Source organism: Syntrophomonas wolfei subsp. methylbutyratica (assembly GCF_001570625.1).
Lineage (GTDB): Bacteria > Bacillota > Syntrophomonadia > Syntrophomonadales > Syntrophomonadaceae > Syntrophomonas > Syntrophomonas methylbutyratica.
Genome location: NZ_BBQT01000002.1, coordinates 152,708 through 179,569, shown reverse-complemented (window position 1 = coordinate 179,569; position 26,862 = coordinate 152,708). Strand labels below are relative to the sequence as shown.

The 26,862-nt window shown below is 46.5% G+C and carries 28 protein-coding genes; 14 read left to right on the top strand and 14 right to left on the bottom strand.

Going from position 1 to position 26,862, the window contains the following annotated elements; genetic code table 11:
* Nucleotides 1–27: 27 nt before the first annotated feature.
* From AWB54_RS02535 to argS, 10 genes are all read right to left on the bottom strand, one after another.
* Nucleotides 28–882, bottom strand: a complete 855-nt coding sequence (locus tag AWB54_RS02535; protein WP_061213169.1) for a class II fructose-1,6-bisphosphate aldolase — start codon at nt 880–882, stop codon at nt 28–30.
* Nucleotides 883–910: 28 nt separating this feature from the next.
* Nucleotides 911–1,282 carry a response regulator gene (locus AWB54_RS02530; RefSeq protein ID WP_061213168.1) on the bottom strand — a complete coding sequence of 124 codons (372 nt, stop codon included), beginning with the start codon at nt 1,280–1,282 and terminating at the stop codon, nt 911–913.
* Nucleotides 1,283–1,487: 205 nt separating this feature from the next.
* Complete coding sequence (locus AWB54_RS02525) at nt 1,488–2,072, bottom strand: Yip1 family protein (protein WP_061213068.1); 585 nt, start codon at nt 2,070–2,072, stop codon at nt 1,488–1,490.
* 37 nt (nt 2,073–2,109) lie between these two features.
* Nucleotides 2,110–3,003, bottom strand: coding sequence for a signal peptide peptidase SppA (sppA, locus tag AWB54_RS02520; RefSeq protein WP_061213067.1), 894 nt, complete (start codon nt 3,001–3,003; stop codon nt 2,110–2,112).
* A 1-nt stretch (nt 3,004) separates the two neighbouring features.
* Nucleotides 3,005–4,204, bottom strand: a complete 1,200-nt coding sequence (gene alr, locus AWB54_RS02515) for an alanine racemase (RefSeq protein ID WP_061213066.1) — start codon at nt 4,202–4,204, stop codon at nt 3,005–3,007.
* Nucleotides 4,191–5,291, bottom strand: a complete 1,101-nt coding sequence (locus tag AWB54_RS02510; RefSeq protein WP_082735973.1) for a lipid II:glycine glycyltransferase FemX — start codon at nt 5,289–5,291, stop codon at nt 4,191–4,193. Before AWB54_RS02510 ends, alr begins: the two co-directional genes overlap by 14 nt.
* 61 nt (nt 5,292–5,352) lie before the next feature.
* Entirely contained in the window at nt 5,353–6,990 is a 1,638-nt protein-coding gene (locus tag AWB54_RS02505; RefSeq protein ID WP_061213064.1) for a CTP synthase, read from the bottom strand.
* A 57-nt stretch (nt 6,991–7,047) separates the two neighbouring features.
* Nucleotides 7,048–7,677 (bottom strand): MBL fold metallo-hydrolase, encoded by a 630-nt coding sequence (locus AWB54_RS02500; RefSeq protein WP_061213063.1) that lies wholly within the window; start codon nt 7,675–7,677, stop codon nt 7,048–7,050.
* A gap of 29 nt (nt 7,678–7,706) precedes the next feature.
* The gene (gene rpoE / locus AWB54_RS02495) at nt 7,707–7,940 is read right to left on the bottom strand and encodes a DNA-directed RNA polymerase subunit delta (RefSeq protein WP_061213062.1); all 234 of its coding nucleotides are present in this window, start codon (nt 7,938–7,940) and stop codon (nt 7,707–7,709) included.
* Between the two features lie 13 nt (nt 7,941–7,953).
* Entirely contained in the window at nt 7,954–9,633 is a 1,680-nt protein-coding gene (gene argS, locus AWB54_RS02490) for an arginine--tRNA ligase (RefSeq protein ID WP_061213061.1), read from the bottom strand.
* Nucleotides 9,634–9,736: 103 nt separating this feature from the next.
* Between argS and AWB54_RS02485 the strand changes: the two genes are divergently transcribed.
* Nucleotides 9,737–10,102: a hypothetical protein gene (locus tag AWB54_RS02485; protein WP_061213060.1), complete on the top strand. Its 366-nt coding sequence runs from the start codon at nt 9,737–9,739 to the stop codon at nt 10,100–10,102.
* 123 nt (nt 10,103–10,225) lie between these two features.
* Here AWB54_RS02485 and AWB54_RS02480 read toward each other — a convergent pair whose 3' ends face one another.
* On the bottom strand, nt 10,226–11,710 hold the full coding sequence (locus tag AWB54_RS02480; protein ID WP_061213059.1) for a M1 family metallopeptidase: 1,485 nt from the start codon (nt 11,708–11,710) through the stop codon (nt 10,226–10,228).
* A gap of 59 nt (nt 11,711–11,769) precedes the next feature.
* The gene (locus tag AWB54_RS02475) at nt 11,770–12,972 is read right to left on the bottom strand and encodes an HD domain-containing phosphohydrolase (RefSeq protein ID WP_061213058.1); all 1,203 of its coding nucleotides are present in this window, start codon (nt 12,970–12,972) and stop codon (nt 11,770–11,772) included.
* Nucleotides 12,973–13,401: 429 nt separating this feature from the next.
* Here AWB54_RS02475 and AWB54_RS02470 point away from each other — a divergent pair, with 429 nt between their 5' ends.
* The 4 genes from AWB54_RS02470 to AWB54_RS02455 all read left to right on the top strand — a co-directional run bounded on the left by AWB54_RS02470 (nt 13,402) and on the right by AWB54_RS02455 (nt 17,249).
* The gene (locus AWB54_RS02470; protein ID WP_061213057.1) at nt 13,402–13,881 is read left to right on the top strand and encodes a DsrE/DsrF/DrsH-like family protein; all 480 of its coding nucleotides are present in this window, start codon (nt 13,402–13,404) and stop codon (nt 13,879–13,881) included.
* 535 nt (nt 13,882–14,416) lie between these two features.
* A complete protein-coding gene (locus tag AWB54_RS02465) occupies nt 14,417–15,538 on the top strand; it encodes an ABC transporter substrate-binding protein (RefSeq protein WP_061213056.1) in 1,122 nt (373 codons plus the stop codon).
* Between the two features lie 114 nt (nt 15,539–15,652).
* Nucleotides 15,653–16,489: an ABC transporter permease gene (locus tag AWB54_RS02460; protein WP_061213055.1), complete on the top strand. Its 837-nt coding sequence runs from the start codon at nt 15,653–15,655 to the stop codon at nt 16,487–16,489.
* Nucleotides 16,490–16,496: 7 nt separating this feature from the next.
* Nucleotides 16,497–17,249: an ABC transporter ATP-binding protein gene (locus AWB54_RS02455; protein ID WP_061213054.1), complete on the top strand. Its 753-nt coding sequence runs from the start codon at nt 16,497–16,499 to the stop codon at nt 17,247–17,249.
* Nucleotides 17,250–17,283: 34 nt separating this feature from the next.
* On the opposite strand, the gene AWB54_RS02450 is transcribed toward AWB54_RS02455, so the two are convergent.
* A complete protein-coding gene (locus AWB54_RS02450) occupies nt 17,284–17,658 on the bottom strand; it encodes a hypothetical protein (protein ID WP_061213053.1) in 375 nt (124 codons plus the stop codon).
* A gap of 570 nt (nt 17,659–18,228) precedes the next feature.
* Nucleotides 18,229–18,480, bottom strand: a complete 252-nt coding sequence (locus tag AWB54_RS02445; protein ID WP_061213052.1) for a GIY-YIG nuclease family protein — start codon at nt 18,478–18,480, stop codon at nt 18,229–18,231.
* 122 nt (nt 18,481–18,602) lie between these two features.
* Between AWB54_RS02445 and AWB54_RS02440 the strand changes: the two genes are divergently transcribed.
* From AWB54_RS02440 to AWB54_RS02400, 9 genes are all read left to right on the top strand, one after another.
* Nucleotides 18,603–18,851: a type II toxin-antitoxin system Phd/YefM family antitoxin gene (locus tag AWB54_RS02440; protein WP_061213051.1), complete on the top strand. Its 249-nt coding sequence runs from the start codon at nt 18,603–18,605 to the stop codon at nt 18,849–18,851.
* On the top strand, nt 18,851–19,111 hold the full coding sequence (locus tag AWB54_RS02435; RefSeq protein WP_061213050.1) for a Txe/YoeB family addiction module toxin: 261 nt from the start codon (nt 18,851–18,853) through the stop codon (nt 19,109–19,111). The genes AWB54_RS02440 and AWB54_RS02435 overlap by 1 nt, the downstream gene beginning before the upstream one ends.
* Nucleotides 19,112–19,200: 89 nt before the next feature.
* Nucleotides 19,201–20,613, top strand: a complete 1,413-nt coding sequence (locus AWB54_RS02430) for an aminotransferase class V-fold PLP-dependent enzyme (RefSeq protein WP_061213167.1) — start codon at nt 19,201–19,203, stop codon at nt 20,611–20,613.
* A 319-nt stretch (nt 20,614–20,932) separates the two neighbouring features.
* Nucleotides 20,933–21,970 carry a methionine ABC transporter ATP-binding protein gene (locus AWB54_RS02425; RefSeq protein WP_061213049.1) on the top strand — a complete coding sequence of 346 codons (1,038 nt, stop codon included), beginning with the start codon at nt 20,933–20,935 and terminating at the stop codon, nt 21,968–21,970.
* Nucleotides 21,957–22,670 (top strand): methionine ABC transporter permease, encoded by a 714-nt coding sequence (locus AWB54_RS02420; RefSeq protein WP_174520051.1) that lies wholly within the window; start codon nt 21,957–21,959, stop codon nt 22,668–22,670. Before AWB54_RS02425 ends, AWB54_RS02420 begins: the two co-directional genes overlap by 14 nt.
* A gap of 5 nt (nt 22,671–22,675) precedes the next feature.
* The gene (locus AWB54_RS02415; protein WP_061213048.1) at nt 22,676–23,521 is read left to right on the top strand and encodes a MetQ/NlpA family ABC transporter substrate-binding protein; all 846 of its coding nucleotides are present in this window, start codon (nt 22,676–22,678) and stop codon (nt 23,519–23,521) included.
* A gap of 8 nt (nt 23,522–23,529) precedes the next feature.
* Entirely contained in the window at nt 23,530–24,054 is a 525-nt protein-coding gene (locus tag AWB54_RS02410; protein WP_061213047.1) for a peptidylprolyl isomerase, read from the top strand.
* A gap of 133 nt (nt 24,055–24,187) precedes the next feature.
* Nucleotides 24,188–24,658 (top strand): PaaI family thioesterase, encoded by a 471-nt coding sequence (locus AWB54_RS02405; protein ID WP_082735984.1) that lies wholly within the window; start codon nt 24,188–24,190, stop codon nt 24,656–24,658.
* Between the two features lie 376 nt (nt 24,659–25,034).
* Nucleotides 25,035–26,726 carry an NADH-dependent [FeFe] hydrogenase, group A6 gene (locus AWB54_RS02400; RefSeq protein WP_061213045.1) on the top strand — a complete coding sequence of 564 codons (1,692 nt, stop codon included), beginning with the start codon at nt 25,035–25,037 and terminating at the stop codon, nt 26,724–26,726.
* Nucleotides 26,727–26,862: the final 136 nt, after the last annotated feature.

Genomic DNA, 26,862 nt, shown 5'->3' with positions numbered 1-26,862 from the left:
CTTGTATATTTACGCAACCAGAACCTTCTATGCCTGGCCTGAGCTGCCGAAAACTCTAATTTTTTCTCGGATAATCTCCACTGCCGCCTCGCGGGCCGGTCCCAGAATTTTTCGGGGATCAATTTCTGCCGGGTTCTCCGCCATAACTTTTCGCATGGTCCAGACTAAAGCTTCTCTGATGTTGGTATCGATATTCACCTTGCATACTCCAAGTTTAATGGCCTTTCTAAGCGATTCGTCCGGCACCCCGGAAGAGCCGTGGAGGACTATGGGTATTTTTACCAGAGACTTGATTTGGGCCAAACGATCAAAATCAAGCCGGGGCTCTCCTTTATACTGCCCATGGGCTGTGCCTATAGCGATAGCCAGGCTTTCCACCCCGGTCTGTTCCACAAAATATCTGGCTTCTTCGGGATCGGTATACATGGCTTCCTTCTCACTCACATGAATATCGTCCTCAGTTCCCCCTATCTTTCCCAGCTCCGCCTCCACTGATACCTCTATAGGTCTGGCTATATCCAGTACTTTTTTGGTCATAGCTATATTTTCTTCCAGGGGAAGTTTGGAACCATCATACATCACCGAGGAAAAACCACTGCGAATGCATTTTACCACCTGCTCAAAATCAGTACCGTGGTCTAGATGTAAGGCCACCGGCACCGAACTGTATTCTGCAGCAATCTTTACCATTCCGCTTATGAACTCCAGCCCGGCATAGTTTATAGCCCCCTGGCTGGCCTGCATAATAACCGGAGATCTCTCCAGTTCTGCCGCTCTAATAATGGCCTGTACGATTTCCATGTTATTGGCATTAAAAGCCCCAACCGCATAGCCTCCTTTGTCTGCTTGGAATAATAATTTGCTTACTGATACTAATGCCACCGATATCACCTCTTTCAAATCTTCCTGTTTATGATACCTCTTCCGCAACTATTCGGTTAACTTCATCTCTCAAGTAAAGAATATCAAAAGGCTTGGTTATACACTTTCTGACCCCTGACTCGAGAGCCCTTTTTACTACTTCCATCTCCCCATAGGCCGTCATCATTATTATTGCCAGTCCCTGGTGCTTCTCCAGTATTTTTTGGGAAGCTTCCAGTCCATTCATATTGGGCATTTTCATATCTATCAGGAGGATAGATGGTTGAAACTGACCCACTTTTTCAATAGCTTCCTTTCCGTCCGCCGCAGCATAAACCTCCCAGCCTTCTCTTTTAAAGAGCTCTTCCAACAGGCGCCTTACTCCTTTTTGGTCATCCACTATCATTATTTTTCGCTTCATTATTTCACCCCACATCTACCATCTATTTCTTCACTTGTATAAAATATCCTCCTTATTTGGGGTAAATTTTTTTAGCATCGGAAGAAACTGCGGAGCAGTTTCAACACAGCGCTGCAGCGAGGTGAGGGATTAGAACCTGCCGCCGCCTGTATTTTGTTAATAGGAACCCGGTCACTTAAAAAAGCGGGGGACATATTTCACCTCGTTATAACTCCGCAAAGGGGAAGCTGGAGATAAAGGATGCCGTTATTATCGCCAAAAACAAGATAACTAACAACAATGGAAATATATATAAAAGAATTGCTTTACCCGTATCCAGTTCCAATGATTCCCGCAGAGCCATTACCTGTAATATCATCACCCAGACTATGCTGATCAAAGGAAAAAGCACTACCCCGGCTGGCAGCTTTATTAGGATAGCAGCATACTGCAAAGGCGGTCCCAGTATGCCGGGAACTGAAGCAAACCCTAAACAAACCAGCAATCCACTGGCATTTGCGCGCCCGAAGAAAACTTCGCTCAAAAGAGAAAAAAAACCGGCTGTTAAGAAAAGAAGCAGAATGGAAAATATTATCCCCATAAGGCCAAATAACCAAAGTAGATTAACCGGCAATGAAAAGGGGAGTTCTTCAATATTGGCCATGGATATAGCCTGATTTACCAGCGTATTAAACAGCAGCACCGATACAAATACCAGCATAGCCCGGGATAAAGGTTTTTCCCGGCTCAGGTATTGCAGGGTCGAAACTGGTTGAAATAGGATACCGTAAACCATTTCTGTTAAAGTCATACGCGCCCCCCCTAAAGGCCCTGAATAAATAAAAACCCTAATACTTCAACTCCGCAAATCCTCCCTGCTGGAAGATGTTGGGATTAAGCATGCCCAGTTTAAAGCGATCCCACCAGCTAAAGGCATTAATTACTTCCAACTTGCTTTCGCCCTTGATTCCCGCCATTTTCTCCGCTTGTTGTACTGCATCATAATAATTGCCCAGGCTATCCACCAGCCCCAGTTCCAAAGCCTGCTTGCCGGTGAATATCCTCCCGTCAGCAATTTCCAACAATTTATCCGCTGCAATTTTTTCCTGGCGGCCTTTTTGCACCTGCTCCAAAAACTGTTGGTAAGAATCGTCCACCAAGGCCTGAAGGATTTTTTCCTCTTCCGCGCTCAGCTCTCTCGCGGAAGAGCCCATATCTTTATGTTCACCACTCTTGATAGTCTGGTTTCGAATACCCAGTTTTCCATAAAGCCCTTCCAGGTTGCTGAGCTGCATAATAACACCGATACTTCCGGTCATGCTGGCACCGTTGGCTACTATATGATCGGTGCTGCAGGCTATCCAGTAGCCCCCGGAAGCACAAACATCTCCCATGGAAGTAACTATCGGCTTGCCCTTCTCCCGCAAGCGATCCAGTTCCATGGCTATTTCCTGTGAAGCCCCGGCACTGCCACCGGGACTATCGATCCTCACAACTACGGCTTTAATATCCTCGCGCTTGCCCGCCTTTCTAATGGCCTCCATAATATCGCCGGCGGTAGAACTGCTGTCTTCCAGCCAGCTGGAAACCCCGCCGATGGGACCATTAATCTGAACAACAGCAATGGTAGCTGTCCCCTCCCGCGTTGAACCATGATCCAAGCGGTTTACAGCTCGAATGGACAGGCCGGCCATTAGCAAAAGGAATGCCAGCAAAAGAAAAACCACCAGTTTTTTATGCATTTCAGTCCCCCTCAACTATATAGGAAGTACCGTCTTGATCCCCTATTTTTACCGCTTCTCCGGCTTTAGTATAAATTCTCACCAGATCCCGGGCTACCAGGGTTTTTCTTACCGGGACTTCGACCTCATCTCCGATATGCAGTTCCAAGTCAGTCGGTATTTCAATCATAGCCATCTGCATAAAAACCTTTCCCCTTACGGGATATAAACTATCCCGGATTTTCACCTGCAACTTAAAACGACCCAGATCATAATAAAAGAAAATGTTTTTAAGCAGAATTTTCAATAAATCAATGAAGCCCTCGGCTTTGTTGCCGACATTTAGCCCCAGTCCATCCATATAACCCACAGGAATCACCGCTATCTGCGCATCCTCTTTCAAGCGGTAGCTGCGGGAATAACCCAGATAGTCTCCGGCTTTCAGGGTTTTTAAGGAAATAATCTTGCATTTAAAGCGAAAAGGGTCGATTAATTCCATTGGCCGGGGCAAATCTCCAGCCGGGTACTGCCCTGAAATAAGGGTGCCGATACGGACGGCATCCAAATGCATATGGGGATATTTTAAAAAAATAGCGCTATTGGCACAGTGCCGCAGCGGAATCTTATAACCAGCCTGAGCCAGTTTATTTACTATTTCCATAAAACGGCGGAACTGCTCTTCCGTGTAAGCGGGGTTCCCTGATGCCGCATCAGCCATATGGGTGTATATTCCTTCAATATATATGCAGTTATTCTCCTTTAATGACTGGCATGCTGCGCTGATTTCTTCCATATTAATGAAACCAAATCGTCCCAACCCGCTATCCACCTTCAGGTGCACTCTCAAGGCTTGGTTAAGGCGCAGGCTGACCTGATTAAGCAACTGGCAGTCAAATAAAGAGCTGATGGAGAGGGTAATATGGTTTTTAATCGCTTCCTTAACCTGTTCTTCATCCACCACCGGGCTAAAAACCAGGATACTGGAGCGTATTCCGGCCTTTCTCAATTCCAAGGCTTCAGATAAAAAGCTGACCGCAAAAAAGTCGACCCCATTCTGATACAGGTAACGAGCCATATTAACTGCCCCATGACCATAAGCATTGGCCTTTAGCACCGCCAGCAGGCGCACACTGCTATCCAGAAGAGATTTAACCCCCTCCAGGTTTTGCTTGACTGCATCAATATCAATCTCCAACCACTTATCATACTTAAATTGCTTCACCAGACATCTCCTGTCCTTTCCCGGGCCGTAACAACGCCCGGCTCAGCTTGAGGTAAACAGGCAAGACCTTGGTCCAGAGCCAGTAGAAAAGCGGAGAATAAACCTTGTCCCATTCTCCAACAAATTCAAGCAAATCGCCATTGAACCCTTTTTTAAAGCGATATAATCCATAAAGAGGGTTATCTTCATCCAGATCTCCGGAAACGCCTCGGAAATCATAGATGGAACAACCTTGCTGGCGCGCCCACTGTATCATCTCCCATTGGATCAGATAGTTAGGCATAACATTGCGATGCAGGTTGCTGGAAGCCCCATAAAGATACCAGACCTTCCCAGCGCTAATCAAAGCCAGGGTAGCTGCCACCAGCATTCCCTGGTATTCAGCCAAAAATATACCGGCCAGCTTTTTTTCCACCATGTATTCCCATATCCACTCGAAATATTCATAACCCCGAATCAAAAACTTATCCCTCTGAGCCGTTTCCTGAAGCAATTCATAAAATAGCCGCAGGTCTTCTTTGCTCTCGGCTTTTCTTACCTTGACCCCTTTTTTCCCAGCCAGTCTGATATTATATCTCCATTTGCTATGCATGTTTTCCAATAGTTTTAGCTCGGTAGGGGTGATGTCCAGGCGAAAAACAAAATTAGGTTGAACCCCTTCAAAATTCAAACCGGTTTCGTTCTTTTTAAACCCGGCTCTTTGCAATATTTCCTGGAAATGCTGGTTGTTGCAGGAGACATCGGGATCGATTTTTAGAAAAATAGCTCCTTCATCTCTGGCCACCCGGGCGGCTCCGTTGAAAAGGGCTGTTATTTGCTCTTCGTCTTCCGGATCTGCCACCGGACCCCGGGGTGAATAGAAAATGCATTTTTTCAGCCCGGGTAGAGGCAGTCTTCTTTTCAAAATTAACAAAGACGCTTTAATTTCACCATCTTGTTCCAATACCAGGGGCAAGGATTCCCAGCCGGTTCCTTTTTTAACCTGGCCCCATTCCCATAATTGCAGAAAATGCCCTTGGGGGTGGGAATCCACAAATTGCTTATAGCGGTCTTTTTCTTTTATATCGATAATTCTGGTAGTAAACATAAGATCTCCCTTAAGAAAAGTCATCGGTCTTCAGGAGACGGAACGGCAGTTTAACTATTGTTCAACTAGTTTTATCCTTCCCGGCCAGCAGTATCCGCTTCTCCTTATAATCCAATGCGCCCCTGATCAGGCCCATAAACAACGGGTGGGGACGGTTGGGGCGGGATTTGAATTCAGGATGAAACTGGCAGGCCACAAACCAGGGGTGCTCTTTTAGCTCGATTATTTCTACCAGCCGTCCATCAGGTGAGATTCCGCTTATCACCAACCCTTTACTTTCCATTTCTTGACGGAATCCGTTGTTTATCTCATAGCGATGGCGATGACGCTCACTGGTCTCAGAAACTCCGTATACCTCATAAGCAAGGGTTCCTTCCACCAGGTGGCAGGGATAACCCCCCAGGCGCATACTGGCACCTTTATGGTCGACATTCTCCTGACCGGGCATCAAGTGTACTACCGGGTAAGGACTGTCAGGGTCAAATTCAGAGCTATTGGCTCCTTTCATCTGGCATACATTGCGAGCAAACTCAATTACCGCACACTGCATACCCAGGCATATACCCAAAAATGGCACCTGGTTTTCCCGGGCATATGCAGCAGTAGCTATCTTCCCTTCTATGCCTCTTTCGCCAAAACCCCCGGGGATCAAAATTCCATCAACATTTTGCAGGAGCTCTTCCGCTCCTTCTTTTTCCACTTTTTCGGCATATATCCATTTAATCTTGATTTCACAATTATATTGGAATCCCGCATGTTTCAGGGATTCCACAATGCTCAGATAGGCGTCGGGGAGTTCAACATACTTGCCTACCAGTCCAATGCATATCTCCTTGTCCAGGTGATGGACCCGACTCGCCAATTCTTGCCATTCTTTCAGATCGGCTTGTTTACATTCCAATCCCAGGCGCCTTATTATCTCCAAATCCAGTTTCTCCCGAGCCAACATTAAGGGAACCTCATAAATAGATTCGGCATCCGGCAGCTGAACCACGGCTTCACGATCCACATCACAGAACAAGGCCAGTTTAGCCTTCAAATCCTCAGAAAGTTCCTTTTGCGTTCGGCAAACCAAAATATCCGGCTGTATGCCTATGCTCCTGAGTTCCTTTACACTGTGCTGGGTGGGTTTGGTCTTCAATTCGCCGGCGGTCTCTATATAGGGAATAAGAGTAACATGTATGTACAGTACTCTATCCTTGCCCAGATCGAATTTCAATTGGCGAATGGCCTCGAGAAACGGGAGGGATTCAATATCTCCCACAGTGCCTCCAATTTCGCTTATTACTATATCCGGGCTGTTTTCTTTCTCAATCATGGTAACCCGGTCTTTTATCTCATTGGTTATATGAGGAATAACCTGTACCGTCTGCCCCAGATAATCTCCTTTTCTTTCTTTGTCCAGAACTGTCTGATATATTCTACCGGTAGTGCAATTGGCATAGTGGCTCAGGTTTTCATCTATGAATCGCTCATAGTGACCTACATCCAGGTCAGTTTCCGCACCATCTTCGGTGACATAAACCTCGCCGTGCTGGTAAGGACTCATGGTACCTGGATCAACATTGATATACGGATCGAATTTCTGTAATGCCACCTTCAGACCCCGGCCTTTTAAGAGCCGGCCCAAAGATGCGGCGGTAATACCCTTCCCCAGAGAAGAAACTACCCCGCCGGTAATAAATATATACTTGGCCACTCCAGAGCCCCTCCCTTTTCTGCTTTGCCCATTATCATACTCTTAGTTAAACTGCTGCTACAAGTAATCCAATACTAGCACCAGGGGTTCCTCCGGCAGCTCTTCCCGGGTAATCTCCAGGAAGGGCCGTTTTACCACCCGCTCCAATCGACCGGTAAAAGCCTCCAATGGTGCCAGGCTTATTTTAACATGCGGAGTTTGGTAATGCATCGGTATGGTAATCCTGGGATTTAGTTGCTGCATGGTTTCTAAAGCCTGCCGGGCATCAATGGTATATGTTCCTCCCACTGGAAGCAATAAAATATCCACCCGTCCTATGGCCTCGATTTCCCGGGGAGAAAGAATATGGCCCAAATCCCCCAGGTGAAGCAGTTCCATACCTTCTGCCGATATCTTGTATATGGTGTTTTTACCCCGGTCCCGGCCCTGGGTCTGGTCATGGAAGGAGGAAAAACCCGTAATAGTTATACCTCCCAGGCGAAATACCCCTTCTCCCCGGATAACTTGAGGCTTTCCGGCGAGAATCTCCACCGCGTTATGATCCCAGTGTTCATGACTTACGGTAGCAATGTCCACCGTCTCCGTAAAAACAGCATAGCCGGCCCTTTCGTCAAAAGGGTCGGTTATTATCCGTTCTTTCCCGGTTTCGATTAGAAAAGAGGCATGTCCCAACCACCTTATTTTCATAAAAGTATCCCTCCTTTTCTGAAAGCAGCTCAAGCATCCTGGCGTACCCGGTTGGTATCAAAATACCAAAAGCCCTGTCCCTGGTATACCAGGCGATTGTCCATATTTATCCGGGTATAAATTGAGGTCAAGCTGGTCGGGTCATTTTTTTTCCCCATCATCCTGGCTACTTCTTTAATCAGCTCCGCATAAAACATAGCTTCTTGCTTTTTGACCAGTATTTCCACCGCCCAGTCAGCTTCGCTTTTTTTTCTTGGTATCATCTTGGCACACCTCCTACATTTGTTCGGGAGCAGTAACCCCCAGCACATTCAACGCATTATGTATAGTAATACGGATTATTTCCATCAACAAAAGCCGGGCATCCTGCAAGGCCCGGTTATCATTCAAGACCCGGTGATGATTATAGAAGCTGTGGAATAATGCGGCTAAATCCAATACATAGCGGGCTATCCGCTGGGGGGCCAGGGTCCTGGCGGCTATAGAGATTTCTTCGGGGAAATCCGCTATTTTCCTCAAAATTGCCAATTCTTCCTCTTCCTTTAAGCAGGAAATATCAATTTCATCTATCCCCGCCATGGTAATACCCTCGGCCCGGGCTTGCCTGAATATGCTGCAAATTCGGGCATGAGCATATTGTACATAATATACCGGGTTTTCCTGGCTCTTCTGCCGGGCCAATTCCAGGTCAAAATCCAAATGGCTGTCCGGGCTGCGCATTACAAAAAAGAAGCGGGCGGCATCCTTGCCCACATCCTCAATCAACTCATCCAGGGAAACGGTGGTTCCGGTTCGTTTGGACATCCGTACTATATTACCGGCCCGGTATAATCTGACCAGTTGCATCAAGAGTATGTCCAGCCTGGCCGGGTCGTAGCCCAGAGCTTCTATAGCCCCTTTCATGCGAGCGATGTGTCCGTGGTGGTCAGCCCCCCAAACATTTATAACCCAGTCAAAACCCCGTTCAAACTTGTTCTGGTGATAGGCGATATCGGCCATAAAATAAGTAGGCATTCCATTGGCCCGTAAAACCACTTCATCCTTCTCATCGCCAAAAGCGGTGGACTTAAACCACCAGGCTCCTTCGCTTTCATAAATATAACCCTTTTCCCGCAATTCATTAAAAACCGCCATTATCTTACCGTTTTCATGCAGGCTTTTTTCACTGAACCATACATCATAGCTGATGCCAAAGCTGGCCAGGGTTTTCTTGATATAATCTATCTTCTCCTCCAGGGCAAAATCAACTATTATCTGCCGCCTTTCCTCCCGGGGCAAATCATATAAACCCTCGCCGTAACGAGCAATAATATTCCTGACCGTATCGATAAGATCCCGCCCGGCGTAGCCGTTTTCCGGAAATTGCACATCATGTCCCGTTAATTGCAGATAGCGGGCCTCCATGGAATCGGTGAATATTTCTATCTGGTTGCCGGCATCATTAATATAGAATTCCCGCTCCACCTCATAACCGGCCCGTTCCAGGATATTGGCCAGGGTATCTCCGATAGCGCCTCCCCGAGCATTTCCCATATGTAGATTCCCAGTAGGATTAGCACTGACAAATTCCACTTGCACTTTTTTGGCTTTTTTTTCATTGAATCCGTATTTATCCTTGCTGTTGTATACAGTTAAAGGGATATCATGAAGCCAGCTCCGATCCAGGAAAAAGTTGATAAAGCCGGCTCCGGCAATTTCAATTTTCTCTACCGGACGCCCGTTCGTTTCCATCAGCTCCAGCAACACTTCAGCAATAACGCGAGGAGCCTGTCTGGCCTGGCGCGCCATTAAAAGAGCGACATTGCAGGCAAAATCACCATGTTCCTTTTCCCGGGGAACTTCAATAAGAAATTCCGGAATCTGCTCAAATTTTATTAAATCCCTGGATTTAGCCTTTTCCAATGCTTCTATCACCATGCTGTGCAAAGAAGCCAGCACTCTTTGTATGGGATTCATTTTTGTCCTCCTCATCTTGATTTTTCCACCTATATTCTCTATCAGGACGCCAAAAATACTAAGAGAAACTTAAATTAAAATACTCCAGAAAGGAGGTAAGATTATGCAGCTTGAACCAGGCGAAAAGTCCATTCTGGCCTATTTCCCAACGGAAAACCAAGCCGAAGCAGCCCGGGAGATTCTGATACAAAGAGGTTATAACGAAATCCAGATTGACCGGGTATCCAGCGCCCCCAATTCTAAAGCATATGGCAATAATAATATGACTTCTCTGGCTACTATGATTATGGGTAACGGGGCTTACGATCGTGTTCCTTCGCCACTCATGGCGGCTGACCCTTCAGTAAGCGGCATGGCAGGGAGTCATGACCTTCCCGGCCAAAGCGCCTTTCTCCTTACTATGGTAACCAATGAAGAAAGAGTCCCGGACGCTTTACAAGTACTCAAGCAACATGATGCCCAGGTCTAATAAACAGGCAGTTCTATCCAGCTTGCCTGGTGAAACTCTGAGCTTTTTCTTCTCCTCGCTTTGGCGGAAGTGGGGAGAAGACTTCAAACTCAGATATAGTTTAACCGGGATACCTTTCCGACTCTAGTCAGATACTGGTTTATCCAGAGACCATTTGTGGAAATAATCACTCATATCCCGGCGGGCCTCTTTTTTAATAACCAGCAGCAAATCCTCGGTACTGGCCACTTTAAAGCGAAAATCAGCCAGGTATCTGCGTAAAACCTTGTTAACCGTATCTTCTCCCATTTCTTTCTCTAAAGCAAACCAGAAAGCCTCTCCTCCAGAGTAGGCCATCCGGTAGTATTCCTGCCGGGAAACGATTTCCCGCATTTCCTGCGCCAGATTAATCCCGTTCTGGAATTCATTGCCGCAGGGTGGTTCAATCCCCTGATATTCTTTCAGGTACTTATAGGCGCTCCAGTTGGCCAATCCTTCGTCCAACCAGGGCTCTTTTAGCTGATCATTGCCTACCATCCCATACCACCATTGGTGAGCTATCTCGTGAGCCAAAATAAACTCACCATGATCTTTATAAGTTCTGGGTTGCAAAAATTCTTCACTCAAAAAGATTAACCCGGAATATTCCATGCCATGAAAACCGCGCATAGGAACGAAAACAATTTTGAAATCCAGATAGGGATAGGAACCCCAGCTACAGGCATAATAGTTCAGAATCTGGGCCGATTGTTTAAGAATCTGCCCCGCTAGTTCACTTTCTTTGGCCGGAGAATAACAAATGATTTGGGGCCGATTTTGCCCATAAATTGACTCTTTGTAATCATACAGTACCGCCAGGCAAAAGTCACGGACATTCTGGGCTTCGATAAAATGGACTTCTCGGCCATTGTCTTCTGCTATTGTTTCCCGCTTGCTTCCTGTTGATACCATCAAGAAACCTTCCGGCAGGCTCAAGCTAACCTGATAATCGGCACAATGGAAGCAAAAGGGGTCTCCAAAAGCGGAGTTGTAGGAATTATGCCAGCCGTCCCTGCCCAAGACATTCAATGTGGGATAAAAATTACCCAACATATAGATTCCGCCCTTATTGCCATAACGATAAGCTAATTTAGGTATCTGGGCCTGCCATTGCATCTCAATCTTTATGTCCTCCCCGGGAACAATATCCCGGGGCAATACCACCTGTAGTGATACCCCGTCCGGGAAGTATTCCACCTTTTGCCCATTAACCTTGAATTCCTGGAAATCGAGGTACCCTTCATTGAATCCGGCATAATAAGCCTCAGATGGAGCAGGGCTGTGCCGGGAATCCTTGAAGGCGTTGGGATAGACGGTAAACCACAGTTCGCTCAGGGCCTGGCCGGAAGTGTTCCGGGTTAGTAAAACCGTATTTCCATACATGGTTCGCCTACCGGTATCCAGATAAAGTCCCATCTTATAAAGTGTTTGACCGGGAGCTGGAAAAACCAGCTCATTCTCATTATTCGCGGTACCGGTTGCCAGCGTCTCAATCAAAGCCTGCGATCCCATCCGGATATAAATAAGATAAGCAGCTAGAAAAACTGCTATTACGATTATAAAGAATAATTTTCTTTTCCGTAACGGCAAAATGCTCTCCACCTAATCCATTATTAATTTTACATTTGGCTTGGGAAAAAGGAAATCCCTTAAGTTATTTCATCGAGTTCCCGCTCCACTTCCTCCAAAACTATTACCACCAGGGGGTCTAAGAGCATACCCATAGTCTTTTTCATTTCATTTACGGCAGCTTCCGGTTCCAGTCTTTCTTCTTCGGAAGCAAGCCGGGTTAAAGCATCATAGAGATCAGCCACGGCAATTATTCTGGCCGCCAGGGGTATATCCGTACGGCTCAAGCCTTCAGGGTAGCCGCTGCCGTCATAGCGCTCATGATGATAAAGGATCCCCTGGCGCATCTTGGCAAATATACCCTCGCCAGGCAAAATTTGAGCCCCCAGCAGCGGGTGCTCTTCCACCGGTGGCAGATAACTCTCTTCCTCCATTTCCTCCAACTCCCCCGCTTTCCCTGGAATCCCTTCCCGCAAGAAAAAAACTTTACCGGCATCATGCAAGAGGGCAGCATATTCAAGAATGCGCAACTCTTCTTCATCCAAACCCAGTTTGCTACCCAGAAGTACCGCCACTCGGGCTACCCGCCGGGAGTGCCCGGCAAAACCAGGAAAGCGCGAATCAAGGGTATTTACCAGAGAAAATAGCATCTCTTTATAAATAACTTCCGTTTTTTGATAATTATTGGCTTTGTCCAGGGATAGCACTGCCTGCTGGCAGATTACTTCCAGGGCTTCACTATCCTGGGGGACAAAATACCCGCGCTTACTTTCATTAAGCAGGAATAGCATCCCGGCTGCTTCGTCGGCGACCGTCAAAGGCCAGCCTAATAATGAGTTTATATTGCTGGGCCAGGGGTGGGAAAAGATCTCCCCCCCATTTCTATTTAGAACCAGAACTTCCCTATTGTTCCTGACCCACTCTCGGGCCGTTTCCAGTCCGGGCCAGACCGTGAATTCCTCATCACCAAGCACCCATTCCCCCTGCCACCAGACCAGGGCCGCTTCAGATTTCACCAATCGTTGGGCCCACAAACCCAGCAGCCGGCTGATTTCCGGAGCCTTGCTCTCCTTCCCTATCTCTTTGGCCGCCTTGAGCAAAATAGTTTTACCCGCCAGGCTTTCCAATCTCATTTGGCTAAGAGCAAAATAATAGGTGACAGCAATTCCAACAGATAAAAGCAAGAAAGCCATAATCAGGCCGGGTATTAGCTCAAAAACAGCCAGCGATGAAAAGAAGGCCGTTAGAACCAGCCCGATTAAAACCATCTTTTTGGAGTTCATTGGCTTACCTCTCTTTCTTGAGCAATAGCTTCCTTAGTTTTTCTCTATACACATATCTTTTTCCTACCTTAAAAAATATTTGTGCTTTAAGCACGGAAGAAACTGCTTAAGCAGTTTCAACACACCGCTGCAACAAAGCGGGGGAACCTCAATAATAAATCCCGGATGATAAAGTGAATCCGAATATACTCGAGCGGTGAGATGCCTATATTAACCCTCACTGCCCACTTTTCCTATTGACCGCCCATGCCCGGGGGCCACAACCACCATGAAAAGTGGTTAGCAGTCTCTTGAACAGTAAGGTATAGTAGGAAACCCTCCCCAAGAAGCAGCATGAGGTTCCTGCTAAGCTACTATATCATCCTTCCTTAATAATTCGAAGCGGGTTGGCCCAAAATAATGCTAAATAAAGCTTGGAGGAAATAATGTATGGAAAATAAGAAAATGAACCTGCTTCTGTTCAGCGGAGACTACGATAAGGCTCTGGCTTCCTTGATTATTGCCAATGCCGCCCGGGAAATGGAGATAGAGGTAACTATCTTTTGTGCCTTCTGGGGTTTGTTGCTCTTACGCGACCCGGGGAAAATATCCCAGGAAGATAAAAGCCTCTATGAGCAAGCCTTCTCCTCTCTGACTCCCCGGGAAGCAGAAGAACTTCCTCTCTCCAAAATGAACCTGGGCGGGATAGGAAAAAAGATGCTGCTGGAAATGATGCAGGAAGAAAAGGCCCCCAAACTAAGCGATCTCCTGTCCGGTGCCCGCAAAAAAGAAGTAAAGTTCTATGCCTGCCAGTTATCAGTAGAAATTATGGGTTTTAAAAAGGAGGAGCTTTTCCCGGAAGTGCAAATAATGGAGGTCAAAGAATACTTGAAAAACGCTCTTGAGTCCGACCTGCAGCTATTTATCTGAGGTTTAAAGGCTCTACAGAGGACGAAACGCATGATGCGGGGGAAAAGGGATTTAGCTTTATCTTGGCAGGCGATGTGCTTAGAGCAGACATACAATATTCAGAAAACAAAAGTGACTCTACTGCAAAAAACCCTTTTGTTGCATAAGGGTTGCATAAATATACAAAGATGCCTAAACCATTATTTACTACCTTGTGGTATACTGTTCTGGAAAAAACAAATTCCTATCTATCAAATTCCTATCTGTAGTGCAAATCTTCCCTTAAATTATATTTAGGTTATATATAGGACTATCTTTCTTTATCCAGGTAATCTTTACTGGATTTTTTCTCTCTAAATTTACATCCTCACTTTAGTCTGCTCTCAAGAAAACTTTTTATAACTATATGTAATACTATCGCAAACCATAGGTTAATATTCTGCTTGACTTTTATTATTCGTGTCAATTATATTTACTCTAAGAATACATTATGATGGTTTTTGCGCAAAAATATTCTAATGCTGCTGTTTTTTTACGTGAGAGGAGATGTAGAGTTGTGAGAAAATTTTTTGTGGTGGTTCTGATGTTAACTACGCTGTTCTGCCTGGGGGGATGTGGGAGCAAAACCCCTGACAAAACCGCGACGACCGAAATACCTACCTTGTCTGTTGCCTACGGACACGATCTGCATACCTGTTTACTTAATGTTGCCATGAAGGATGTTGAGGCCTTTGCTAATAAAGCCGTGCGTATTAATCCTGTAAGTGAGACCCAGTTTGAATTACTTAAGAACGACAAAGCAATTGCCAAATTCAATATTATTACCGGAAAAAGCGGTGCTGAATGCGCTACCATGATGGGACAGGGACATCTGGATATAACTTTATCGTCCAATACTGCCATGCAATCGGCTTATGATGTTGGTACTGACATCAAGATTCTTTCTCCCCTTCAAAGTGGTGGGATTTCTATGGTAATGGGTCCAGATGTCGGTTTTTACGGATTTGATGCAATCAAGAAATATATTGCAGATTCCCCGACCCCAGTTAAGATTGGCTATCACTCCGCCATTAGCGGTCCCAGAATCCTTATCGAATCTATTTTAAAGGATGCTGGTTACAAGCTTACCGAAGATCCAGGCGATATGAGTGCTGATGTTTTGATGGTTGACCTCAAAGGTTCCCAAAATCTACTCCCATCTATCAGAAGTGGCGCAGTTGACGCTTGGGTAGGGCCTTCCCCTAATCCGGAAAATGCAGTTGCTCAGGGAATGGGAAACATCGTTATGAAACTGGAGGATTTCCCTCCACAAGGACAATGGACTAATTTCCCCTGCTGCGTGCTGGCAGCAAGAACTGATGTAGTAAATACGCACCCTGAAGTTATTGAAGGACTGGTCAGCGTAGTTGCTGATTGCATAGAGTATGCCAACGCCAACCGGGAAAAGTTTGCTGAAATTAATTCGGCTATAATCGGTGTTGAAAAAGATGTCATCCTGGCCAACAACATTATTTACACCTCTGAGCCCTCCCAGGAATGGCTCGACGGCATTGAAATATATTTTAACGCGATAAAATCTATGGGTAAGTTTACCGACCGTCTCAAGAATGCTGATTATGAGACAGTGAAAAACGAACTCTTTGAATTTTCTTTTGTAGAAAAAGCTAACGCCCGCTAAAAAACATAAGCAAAATGGGCAGGTACACTATTTGATGTGAGTCTTCAGAGCAAATAGTGGAACCTGCCTGTTTGTGCGTAGCCTGGCGAGAAAACAGAAGAAGAGGATTACCATATGCAAAAAACGTTTAATAAACTTATTCTTTCCCTTATTCTACCCGCTCTGCTTCTGATAGTCTGGCAGCTTTCCGCCTGGCAGGCACAAAATGCAACAGTTTTGCCAACCATCGGCAGGGTATTGGAAAATTTTATACATGCTACCGACAACTTTATCGGCCTTGGCTCCATACCACGCAATATTGGAGTTAGTTTGATACGGGTTCTTAGCGGTTACACTGTAGGTGTGCTTATTGCGGTACCGCTGGGCGTATTAATGGGCTACAGCAAAACTATCCAGCAAATATTTGAAACTTTTGTCAATATCTTCAGACCTATTCCGCCCCTGGCCTGGCAGCCACTGGCTCTTGCTATCTTTGGCATGGCGAGTATAGCTACCCTATTTAATATGCCTTTTGGTCAGCAGTATGTGTTCTGGGGTAATTTTAAAATTGCTATGGTCTTCCTTATTGGTATGGGCAGCTTTTTCCCTGTGGTTGCCAACGTTATGTTTGGAGTCCAAAGTGTCCGCCAAACACTTATCGATTCTGCCCGGGTTTTGGGCGCCAGTGAAAAGGATATCTTCTTTAAAATCCTCATACCAGCTGCCGCTCCCAGCATTATCAATGGATTGAGAGTAGGTCTGGCTATTGGTTGGGCTTGTTTGGTCGGAGCGGAAATGCTTCCCGGCAGTGTGGCCGGCGTAGGCTATCTTATCACCCATGCCTATGAGCTGGCAAGAACTGATTTGGTCATTACCGGTATGATTTGTATCGGTGGGGTGGGCGCTCTTCTGGATAGTATCTTTAGAATAATTGCTAACAAATATTTCTCCTGGGAAAGTAAAACAAGGTAGGGAACTTATGAAGGAAACGATATTAGTCGAACATTTGGAAAAAGTATTTTATAGTCAAAACGATATGGAGATAATTGCATTAACCGATATGAACCTTAGGGTACCGGAAAATGAGTTCCTCTGCATCCTGGGTCCTTCCGGCTGTGGAAAATCAACTCTTTTGCGTATTATCGCCGGTTTGGAAAAGGCTAGCTCCGGCAGAGTATTCTATAATGGGCGGGAACACACCAAACCTTGCCGTGAAATAGGCATGGTTTTTCAGAGTTATTCGTTGATGCCCTGGCTCAACGTTTTGGATAATATTGCACTGGGATTAGAATTTGCAGGCGTATCCAAACCAGAGCGGATGGCTATTGCCAGGGAATACCTGGACATGATTGGTATGAGTAATTTCGGCAAGGCCTTTCCCTATGAATTGTCGGGGGGTATGCAACAGCGGGTAGCCATTGCTCGTGCACTTGCCAATAATCCTGATGTGTTGCTTATGGATGAACCTTTCGGTGCACTTGATGCCTATACCCGTATAATAATGCAAAAGGAACTGCTGCGTATTTGGGAACAACGTAAAAAGACCATCATCTTTGTTACCCATAGTGTTGATGAAGCGGTTTATCTGGCAGATCGTATTATCTTAATGAGCGGTAACCCAGGTAGGATTAAAAAAGAAATCGCAATTACTATACCCCGCGTTCGGGAGCGCAGTAATCCCCGTTACGGGGAACTGACCTCAGAACTGCTAGCCTTACTGGAAGGAGCTTAAAGGTGCCAGGATATTGGCATCCGCACAGGCCTGTTTATATTTCATGAGATAGTTCCTCAATAAGTTCGTCAATATCCACTTCATCAGTTGTAGAAACCGAATGAGGCATAAAACCCCATTCCTCCGGGGTTACTCCTACTACTGCCAGGATTTGCTGCAAAACCGGATAAGACAGCAATCCGTTTTCATAATTAGCCTCCAAACAGCGCAAATAACGGGTAGGAACCCAGACCTGTCCCCAGGGTTCTAACAAAGCCGTTGATGGGGCCTGGGCTCTGCGGAATAAACAGTGTAGATTTTCCCCGGTTTCCGCCCAATATTTATACAGGTAATTTACCTGTTCCCGGTCTATCCGGTTTAAATCCGCCAATCGTCTGACCATTGCCCGATAACTTACCACCCGCGACATCTCTGGTAATTCCTTTCGGGTCAACCACTTCGACATGATCCGATATTACCGGGGTGGATGAAGCGAAGGAACCTTCATTTAAATGGCTCCGCACATCCCCTCTCCCTAATATACAATTCAACTCCAATCAGTAATATCCTGCCAAAAAATCTATTATACGGTGCTATTTAGGGTGAATATAAATATATAGCTCGCATATGCTTATCTATTGGATAATAAAGAAAGCATCATCTTACTTTGTTTTTACATCATAAAAAAGACCCGGCTCTAACCAGGTCTTTCACGCTGAACCTGTCCCAAAAGTCATTAAGCCAATAAATTGCCCCCTATATATTGTGTGTCCAGACTCTACAACCTCAAAATATTGTAGCTCTTACCAAATCAGGAAGTTATTTAGGCAGTCTCCTAGGATTATTTATATACCATCGACAAAGTTGATTTTAAGCCAGTTTTTGGGTTATGCAGAATAATTGCATTGTCTTCCAAGTGATAACTTGATTGCGGATAGGTAGTGTGTAAAAGTATTTCCTACCATGAAACTGATGCGGTCTGATCCCCGTGATATCATATTTACTTTATCAGAGCAAGCTTGGCAGCACGAGTCATCTTTTTAATCTGCCTTTCCCGCTTTAATGCGTCTGATTTGCTGGCTGCAAATTCAGAGTAAACCAGGGTTACCGGTCTGCGCCCGCGCGTATACCTGGCCCCTTCCCCCTGGTTGTGCTTTTCCAGGCGAGCCGGCAGGTTATTGGTTGAGCCGGTATATAAAGTACCATCGGAACAACTGAGAATATATATGTAATAGCCTTCCTTCCCACTCAAGAAACCTTCCTCCCCTACGATTGAAATTATAATGTATTATGGCTTGGTGGCAAGCGTTGTTCTGAATATTGGGTTGACGTACGTAATAGCGTATGATATTTTGAGTATGTGGAGGTGTTTTTATGGATAGTATAAACGTAACCTCAGCCCGACAGAACCTGTATAAACTCATAAACGAGATAAGCCAGTCTCACCGTCCGGTACTGATTACCGGCAAAAATGCTAATGCTGTATTATTGTCTGCAGAGGACTGGAGCGCGATTCAGGAAACTCTCTATCTTACTTCAATTCCCGGTATGATAGAAAGCATAAGGGAAGGTATAAATACACCAAACGATGAGTGTATTCCTGCTGATAAGGTAGATTGGTAATGTACCGGGTAATATTAACCAGACAGGCGCTAATAGATCAGGTAAAATTAAAAGCTGTGGGGTTATCTGGAAAATCCAAGGAACTGGTGGATATTATAGCAAATAACCCCTATCAAACCCCCCCGCCTTACGAAAAGCTAGTTGGTAACCTGGCAGGTTTATACTCACGCCGCATCAATTTCCAACACCGTCTTGTTTATGAGGTCAATGAAACGTTAAAGGTCGTTAAAATACTTAGAATGTGGGCCCACTATGATTAACAAATCAAAAAACGAAAGGCGGGATACAAACATTACCCCGTGTCAAAAGCATACTATTGTTCATAGTATATATTAAACGGATACAGGGTGTGTTTACTATTAATAAAAAAGTCTTTAATCCCAAAAGCTTTCGCCGTGATATTCTGGGGGTGGAGAAAAAAGTTCCCACCCTGGGCGGCAAATATCTCCCTTATATCAATTTTGACAATGCCGCCAGTACCCCGGCCCTCCAACCGGTAGTAGAGGAAATGCAGGATTTCCTTCAGTGGTATTCGGGGGTTCACCGGGGAACCGGTTATAAATCCCTGCTATCTTCACAGTTCTACGGTGATTCCCATGAAACTATTGCAAATTTCGTTGGGGCCGACTTGGACTCGCAATGCGTAATAATGGTGAAAAACACCACCGAAGCCATCAACAAGTTATCCTATCGCTTGAGTTTCGCCCCAGGAGATGTGGTCATCTCCAGCATGATGGAACACCATTCTAACGACCTTCCCTGGCGTAACAAGGCCCGGCTCAAGTACGCCCGGGTAGACCAGCAAGGATTATTGGATCTTGACGATCTGGAAAAACTGCTGCAATTATACTATCCCCGGGTCAGGCTGGTGACTGTATGTGGAGCTTCCAATGTCACCGGCCACATAAATCCCATACACCGGATAGCGGAAATAGCTCACGCGTACCGGGCTGAAATCCTGGTGGATGGAGCCCAGCTTTTAGCCCACCACCCGGTGAATATGATAAAAGAGGGCGACCCGCGCCATATTGATTACCTGGCTTTTTCCGGCCATAAAATCTATGCCCCTTTTGGCAGCGGGGTATTGATTGGCCCACGGAAAACCTTTTTACAGGGGGAACCGGAATATTCCGGAGGAGGAACCGTTGACCTGGTAAGCCGGAACCAGGTCTGGTGGACAGGTCTTCCTGAGCGCGAAGAAGCAGGCTCTCCCAATGTTATTGGTGCCTTCACCCTGGCTCGCAGCCTGCAATACCTGCAAAAAATAGGCATAGAAAAATTAGCTCTTTACGAAGAAGAACTCCTGCTCTATGCCCGGGAACGGCTGCAAAAGCTGCCGGGAATCAAAATATACGGCTCCTTTCCCCGGCTGGCAGTTATCAGCTTCAACATTAAGGGATTGGAACATGCGTTGCTGGGTTCCATTCTCTGTTTTGAGGCCGGAGTAGGGGTCAGAACCGGCTGTTTTTGTGCACAGGGCTATGTCAGGAATCTCCTGGGAATAGACGCAGAAAGTATTAGCGGTATTTATGAGGGTAAAGAACCGGCGCTTCTGCCGGGAATGCTGCGAATAAGCCTGGCTGCCTATAATAACCGGGAAGAAATCGACCGGCTGCTCCAATGGCTGGAAAGAATTATCGCTCACAAAACGAACTTCAAGAAAAACTACCTTTTTTCCCCCTCTGCCGGGGCCTATGTTCCCCGGCAATGGCCCCGGCAAGCGAAAACCCGGTGGCCATTTATACTGCCGGGCTGGTCATAGCATAAAAATTTCCCTCTCGGCAAACCCTGTACAAATTATGGTTTTTTGTATCAAAGACAAGTCATTAAGTTTTTGAAGTCTCTGCTGGCATTTTAGTTTTATTGACCCTCATAATAACTGCATGCTAATATATTATTGAAGTAGAGCATTTTTCTATTCCCTTCTTCGAACGCTAGAGGGACGAGCCTGGTAAAATGGCCATAAGGCAATACGGGGGCTAGCATCCTTTTGACCGGATTTTAGCTGAAGAGAGGGGATTTATCCTCCTGCCGCTATGCTGCGGACAAGGGGGTTTTAATATGTCCGGGAGGCAGAGGTATTGATTGAGATCAGCAATCTGACCAAGATATATGGTAGCGGCCCCCAAGAGGTGATGGCACTCAAAGAAGTTAGTCTCTCCATAAGAAAGGGAGAAATCTTCGGGATAATCGGCTTGAGCGGGGCCGGCAAAAGTACCCTTATCCGCTGCATCAACATGCTGGAAAGACCTACTCAAGGCACTATTATGGTAGATGGGCAAGATGTAGGTTCTCTGAACTCCTTGGAATTACGCCAGCTTCGCCAGAAGATAGGCATGATTTTTCAGCATTTCAATCTGCTTTCTTCCCGTACGGTGTTTGAAAATGTGATGTTTCCCCTGGAGATTGCCGCTGTGCCTAAAAATGAGGCGGCTCAAAAGGTTAATGCCTTGCTGGAACTGGTGGGTTTGACAGATAAAGCTCAGGTCTACCCGGAGCAGCTTAGTGGTGGTCAGAAACAGCGAGTGGGCATCGCCCGGGCCCTGGCCAATGATCCCAAAGTCTTGCTTTCCGATGAAGCTACCTCCGCCCTCGATCCCCAGACTACCCGCTCCATCCTGGGATTGCTGAAAGATATTAACCGCCAGCTGGGCTTGACTATTGTTCTGATTACCCATGATATGAATGTAATCAAGGACGCCTGTGACCGGGTTGCGGTAATCGATGACAGCACCATAGTTGAAGTAGGTGATGTATTAAATATATTTTCCAATCCTGGAACACCGACCTCGCGCAGCTTTATCAATTCCATAGTCAACCGCGAGATTCCGGCGGAAATCCTGCAGCGCCAGTTCATAGACCATGGCTTAAACAGCAGTCGTTTGATTCGAGTCTCCTTTATCGGAGCCTCGGCGGGTGAGCCTATTATTTCCTCCATGGTGCAAAAATACGCGGTAGCTGCCAATATATTATACGGCAACATCGACCAGTTAAAAGACATCCCTTTTGGCAACCTGACCCTGGAATTAATAGGTCCGGTGGAGACTATCAATGAGGCCCTGGATTTCCTGCGGAAATGCGGCCTGGAAATAGAGGTTTTAAACCATGCTGGCAATTAGTGGTATTAATCTAGCTGCTTTCTTCGCTACTTACCTGGGAGACTATGACTGGGTTCCAGCCGCCGTACTCTTTGCCAGCTGGGAAACCCTGTATATGGTTTTCTTATCCACCGCCGTCAGCTACCTGGTAGGGATGCCCTTGGCCATTATCCTGGTGACCAGCGAAAAAGGACATATTCTGGAGAACCTGCAGCTGAACCAGGTATTGGGTTCTATTGTTAATGCTGTTCGTTCCTTGCCCTTTATTATCTTGCTCATCCTGGCCATTCCCTTCACCCGTTGGGTGGTGGGTACTTCCATCGGTACCGTAGCCTCCATTGTGCCCCTTTCCCTGGCGGCCATTCCTTTTGTAGCACGGCTGGTGGAAACTTCCCTGAAAGAAATTGACTGGGGCTTGATAGAAGCCGCTCTATCCATGGGAGCCAGCAACTGGCAGATAATCACTAAAGTTCTGCTGCCGGAAGCTATGCCCTCAGTGGTTCTGGGGGTGGCTATCACTGCTATAAACCTGGTTGGTTATTCCGCCATGGCAGGTGTATTGGGAGGAGGTGGATTGGGTACCCTGGCCTACTACCACGGTTACATGCGTTACCAGACCGGAATAATGTGGATAACCGTAATCGTCTTGATCGTAATCGTACAGGGAATACAAATGCTAGGCGATAAAGCCGCCGGTAGAATAATTAACAAGAGGAGGTAAAAATAATGAGAAAGACCTTATCAATTGTACTTATTGCCTGCCTGATACTGGCCCTGGGCCTGGCAGCAGGCTGCGGCCAGCAGGCCGAGCAAGCCGATCCGGATAAACAAGCTGGTAAAGCACCGGAAAAACAAGCCACCGAAAAATTGGTTGTAGGAGCTATTGGTGAACCCCACACCGCCATGCTGAAAATGGTTAAACCCAAGCTGGCCGAACAAGGGGTGGAGATGGAAATAAAGGATTTTACCGACTACCCTCAACTAAACCCGGCCCTGAACGATAAGCAGATTGATGCTAACTTCTTCCAGCACATTCCCTATCTGGAGGACTTCAATGCCAAAACTAATTCCAAGCTGGTATGGACGGTAAAGATACATACCGAGCCCATGCGTATCTACTCGCAAAAGATCGGCAAATTGGACAAACTGGCTGACGGGGCTGTTGTGGGTATCCCCAATGACCCGACCAACAGCGGCCGGGCCCTGGCTGTGCTGCAGAGTGCCGGCTTGATTAAATTAAAAGAAGGTGCTGGTGTCACCGCTACCGAAAGGGATATTGTGGAAAATCCCAAAAATTTGGAAATAAAAATGGCCGATGCCGCCACCCTGCCCCGGGTACTGCAGGATGCAGCCATCTGCTGCATCAATACTAACTATGCCATTGATGCCGGGCTGGATCCCATGAAAGCTGTTTTTGTGGAGCCGGGCGATTCCCCCTTTGCCAATGTAGTGGTAGTTAGACCTGAAGATAAGGATAAGGATAGTATCGTAAAGCTGGGTAAAGCCCTGCAATCCCCGGAAATCGCTGATTTTCTCAAGACCAATTACCCAGCCGTAGTCTTGGCATTTTAGGTGATGCTATGAGCAAGAATCCACTGGTAAGTATCCAGATGGAAAACGGGGGACTGATAAAGGCTGAACTTTTTCCCACTATAGCTCCCAATACAGTCAACAATTTTATCTCACTGATAAAAAAGGGGTTTTATAATGGTCTGGTCTTTCACCGGGTTATTCCCGGTTTCATGATTCAGGGCGGATGTCCCCTGGGCAGCGGAACAGGGGGCCCAGGTTACAGTATTAAAGGAGAGTTCAAAAGTAATGCCTTTCCCAACCATCTCTCCCACGAAAGAGGCGTTCTTTCTATGGCCAGGACCGCTGATCCCAATTCCGCTGGTTCCCAGTTTTTCATCATGGTGACCCCCGCCCCTCATCTGGATGGCGATTACGCCGCTTTCGGCCAGGTAATTGAAGGCCTGGAAGTAGTGGATCAGATAGTAAACGCAGCTCGGGATTTCCGCGATAAACCCCGGGAAGCTCAAAGAATGCTCAGCGTTAGTGTGGATACATTTGGTCAGGAATATCCTGAAGCAGAAAATTTCTCTTAAAGTTCGGGACATTTCAGGGGGATGCAGCAGCTTTGCCATTGTGTCCCCCTGCCCTTTGTTTGCTACTTTAAATCGCATCCTAAAAATGGCTAAATTAAAAATGGAAACGCTGAACCGGAAAGGAGTATCCGTCATGCAAAAACAACCTAACTCAAGAAACTGCTTTCTCTGTGGCCGACAAAATGAAGTGGGTCTTAAAGTGGATTTTTATAATGACTCGGAAAAGCAACAGGTGCGAGCCAATGTAACTATTCCCGAACACTTCAACAGCTACCCCGGATTTGTACACGGAGGAATTATTGCTGCTCTGCTGGACGAGACTTCGGGCCGGGCCACCCTGCTGAACGGCGATTTTGACAATCTTATGGTAACCGCCCGCCTGGAGGTTAAGTATATACAACCCACCCCCACCGGGCAGCCGCTGGAAGTGATCGGCTGGCTGATCCGGGGCAGCCGTCGTTATGCCCGGGTAGCCGGCGAAATAAGGTTGGCCGATGGAACTGTTACCGCCCGTTGTGAAGCCACAGTCATTCGTCCTTCCGGTGAATTTCAGCAGATGTGGCAGGATGCGGAAGGTGAATACTGGAAGGTCTATGACGATTAAAAATAATTCCCGGCTGTGCTAATAATATATGCTTCCTCTGCAAAAACCTCTTTCAACACACCGCTGCGCGGGGGATTAGAACCCGCATGCTTGTAAACTCCTATCCAGGCCACTATATATTAATGGTTTCTTCGGAAAAAGTTAATTGTGCAAAACTCTTAGATATTAAAACTTTATTTTTACCATTTTGCTTAAAATTATTTTCTTAAGCATTTTTCGTTAATATGCTTAATATCTGCATATATCGCCGGAAAATATTGTATTAGTCGTTTTTTTACTCCCTATCCCTTCCACTTGACACTATTTTTCACAATTAATAAACTAAGGACAGAACGCATAAAGCGGTAAATATAAAAGGGAGAGAGGAGAATTTGGTATGGTCACTATCAAGGTAAACGGCTTTGCGACTTCGGTTCCCGAAGGATCAACCGTAATGCAGGCGGCAGCGGCAGCTGGTTTCATGATTCCATCCCTGTGCAGCCATCCCGACCTTCAGGTAAAAGATAACTGCAAGGTCTGCGTGGTTGACATAAACGGGGAAATCAAAACCGCCTGTTCCGAAGTGGTTGCCCCGGGTATGGAGGTTAAAACCAACACCCCCAGGGTAATCGCCGAAAAGAGAAACAACCTGAAAAAGATTCTCAAGGTACATCCCCAGGACTGTTTGAACTGTGCCCGCAACCAGAACTGCGAGCTGCAAACTCTGGCCGAAACCCTAATCATCCGTTCATTCGAACATAAACCCCTGAAAGTTCCGCAAGACAGGTCTACTCCAGCCATTGTTCGCGATCCTTCCAAGTGCACACTATGCCTGCGCTGTGTGGAAATGTGCAATGATGTACAGACAGTGGGTGCACTGGAAGTCAAAGACGGGGTGCCCCAGACCGTTGACGGCAAGGCCCTGATTGAAACCAAATGTGTAATGTGTGGCCAATGTGCCCTGGTCTGCCCGGTGGGAGCCATAATCGAAAATGAAGAAATCGAAGAATTTTTGGCTGCTGTAGCGGACCCGGGAAAGATCGTTATCACCCAAATTGCCCCGGCGGTGCGGGTAGCGGTGGCAGAAGAATTGGGGATTACTACCGGTGCTCTGGACATGCTTAATTTTGTAGCCGGTTTGCGGCAATTGGGCTTCGATTATGTATTCCACACTAATTTCACTGCCGACCTCACCATACTGGAAGAAGGCAACGAACTGTTAAAACGGCTGAAAGAAGGCGGCACCCTGCCCATGCTTACCTCCTGCAGCCCCGGCTGGATCAACTTTATTGAAACCTTCTATCCCGACCAGCTGGATCACCTGTCTACCTGCAAATCCCCGCAGCAGATGTTCGGAGCTCTGGCCAAGACTTATTGGGCCGAGAAAATGGGTATAGACCCGGCCAAAATCTATTCCGTATCCATAATGCCCTGTACCGCCAAGAAATTTGAGTCCCAGCGCCCGGAGATGAATGCCAGTGGTTTCCGTGATGTAGACCTGGTGCTCACCACCCGGGAAGTGGGCAAGCTGTTTAGAATGGGCGGCGCCTACTGGGATAAGCTCGAACCCTCCAATTTTGACTCTTTACTGGGCGCCTATACTGGTGCAGGGGTTATTTTTGGAGCTTCCGGCGGTGTTATGGAGGCAGCCCTGCGTACCGTATATGAAGTAGTAACCGGACAAACCCTGGAAGATGTCAATTTCACCGGTGTTCGTGGATTTGAGAGTATGAAGGAAGCTGAAGTGGATTTGAGTGGAACCAGAGTAAAGGTGGCCGTAGCCAACTCCCTGGGTGCCGCTCGCAAGATCATGGACGAAATCAAGGCCGGCACTTCGCCCTATCATTTTATTGAAGTAATGTGCTGCCCCGGCGGCTGTATCGGTGGCGGAGGCCAGCCTATCCCCTCTACCATTGCCAAGAAGAAAGAAAGAATTGAAGCAATTTATGTTGAAGATGCAGGTCTTCCGCTACGTAAATCCCATGATAATCCTGAAGTCAAGAAACTATACGAAGATTTCCTCAAGGAGCCCCTGGGACACAAATCCCACGAACTGCTCCACACCCATTATCATCCCTCCGGGAAATAATACTTTTGAAAAACACTTAAAAAGCACTTCCGCCTAAGGAAGTGCTTTTTTTATTACTTGACATGGGGACGGGGTTATTGACAACTTCGTCCTTCTGCGTCTAATCCTTATTTTCTAACCAACCCCCCCATGACCC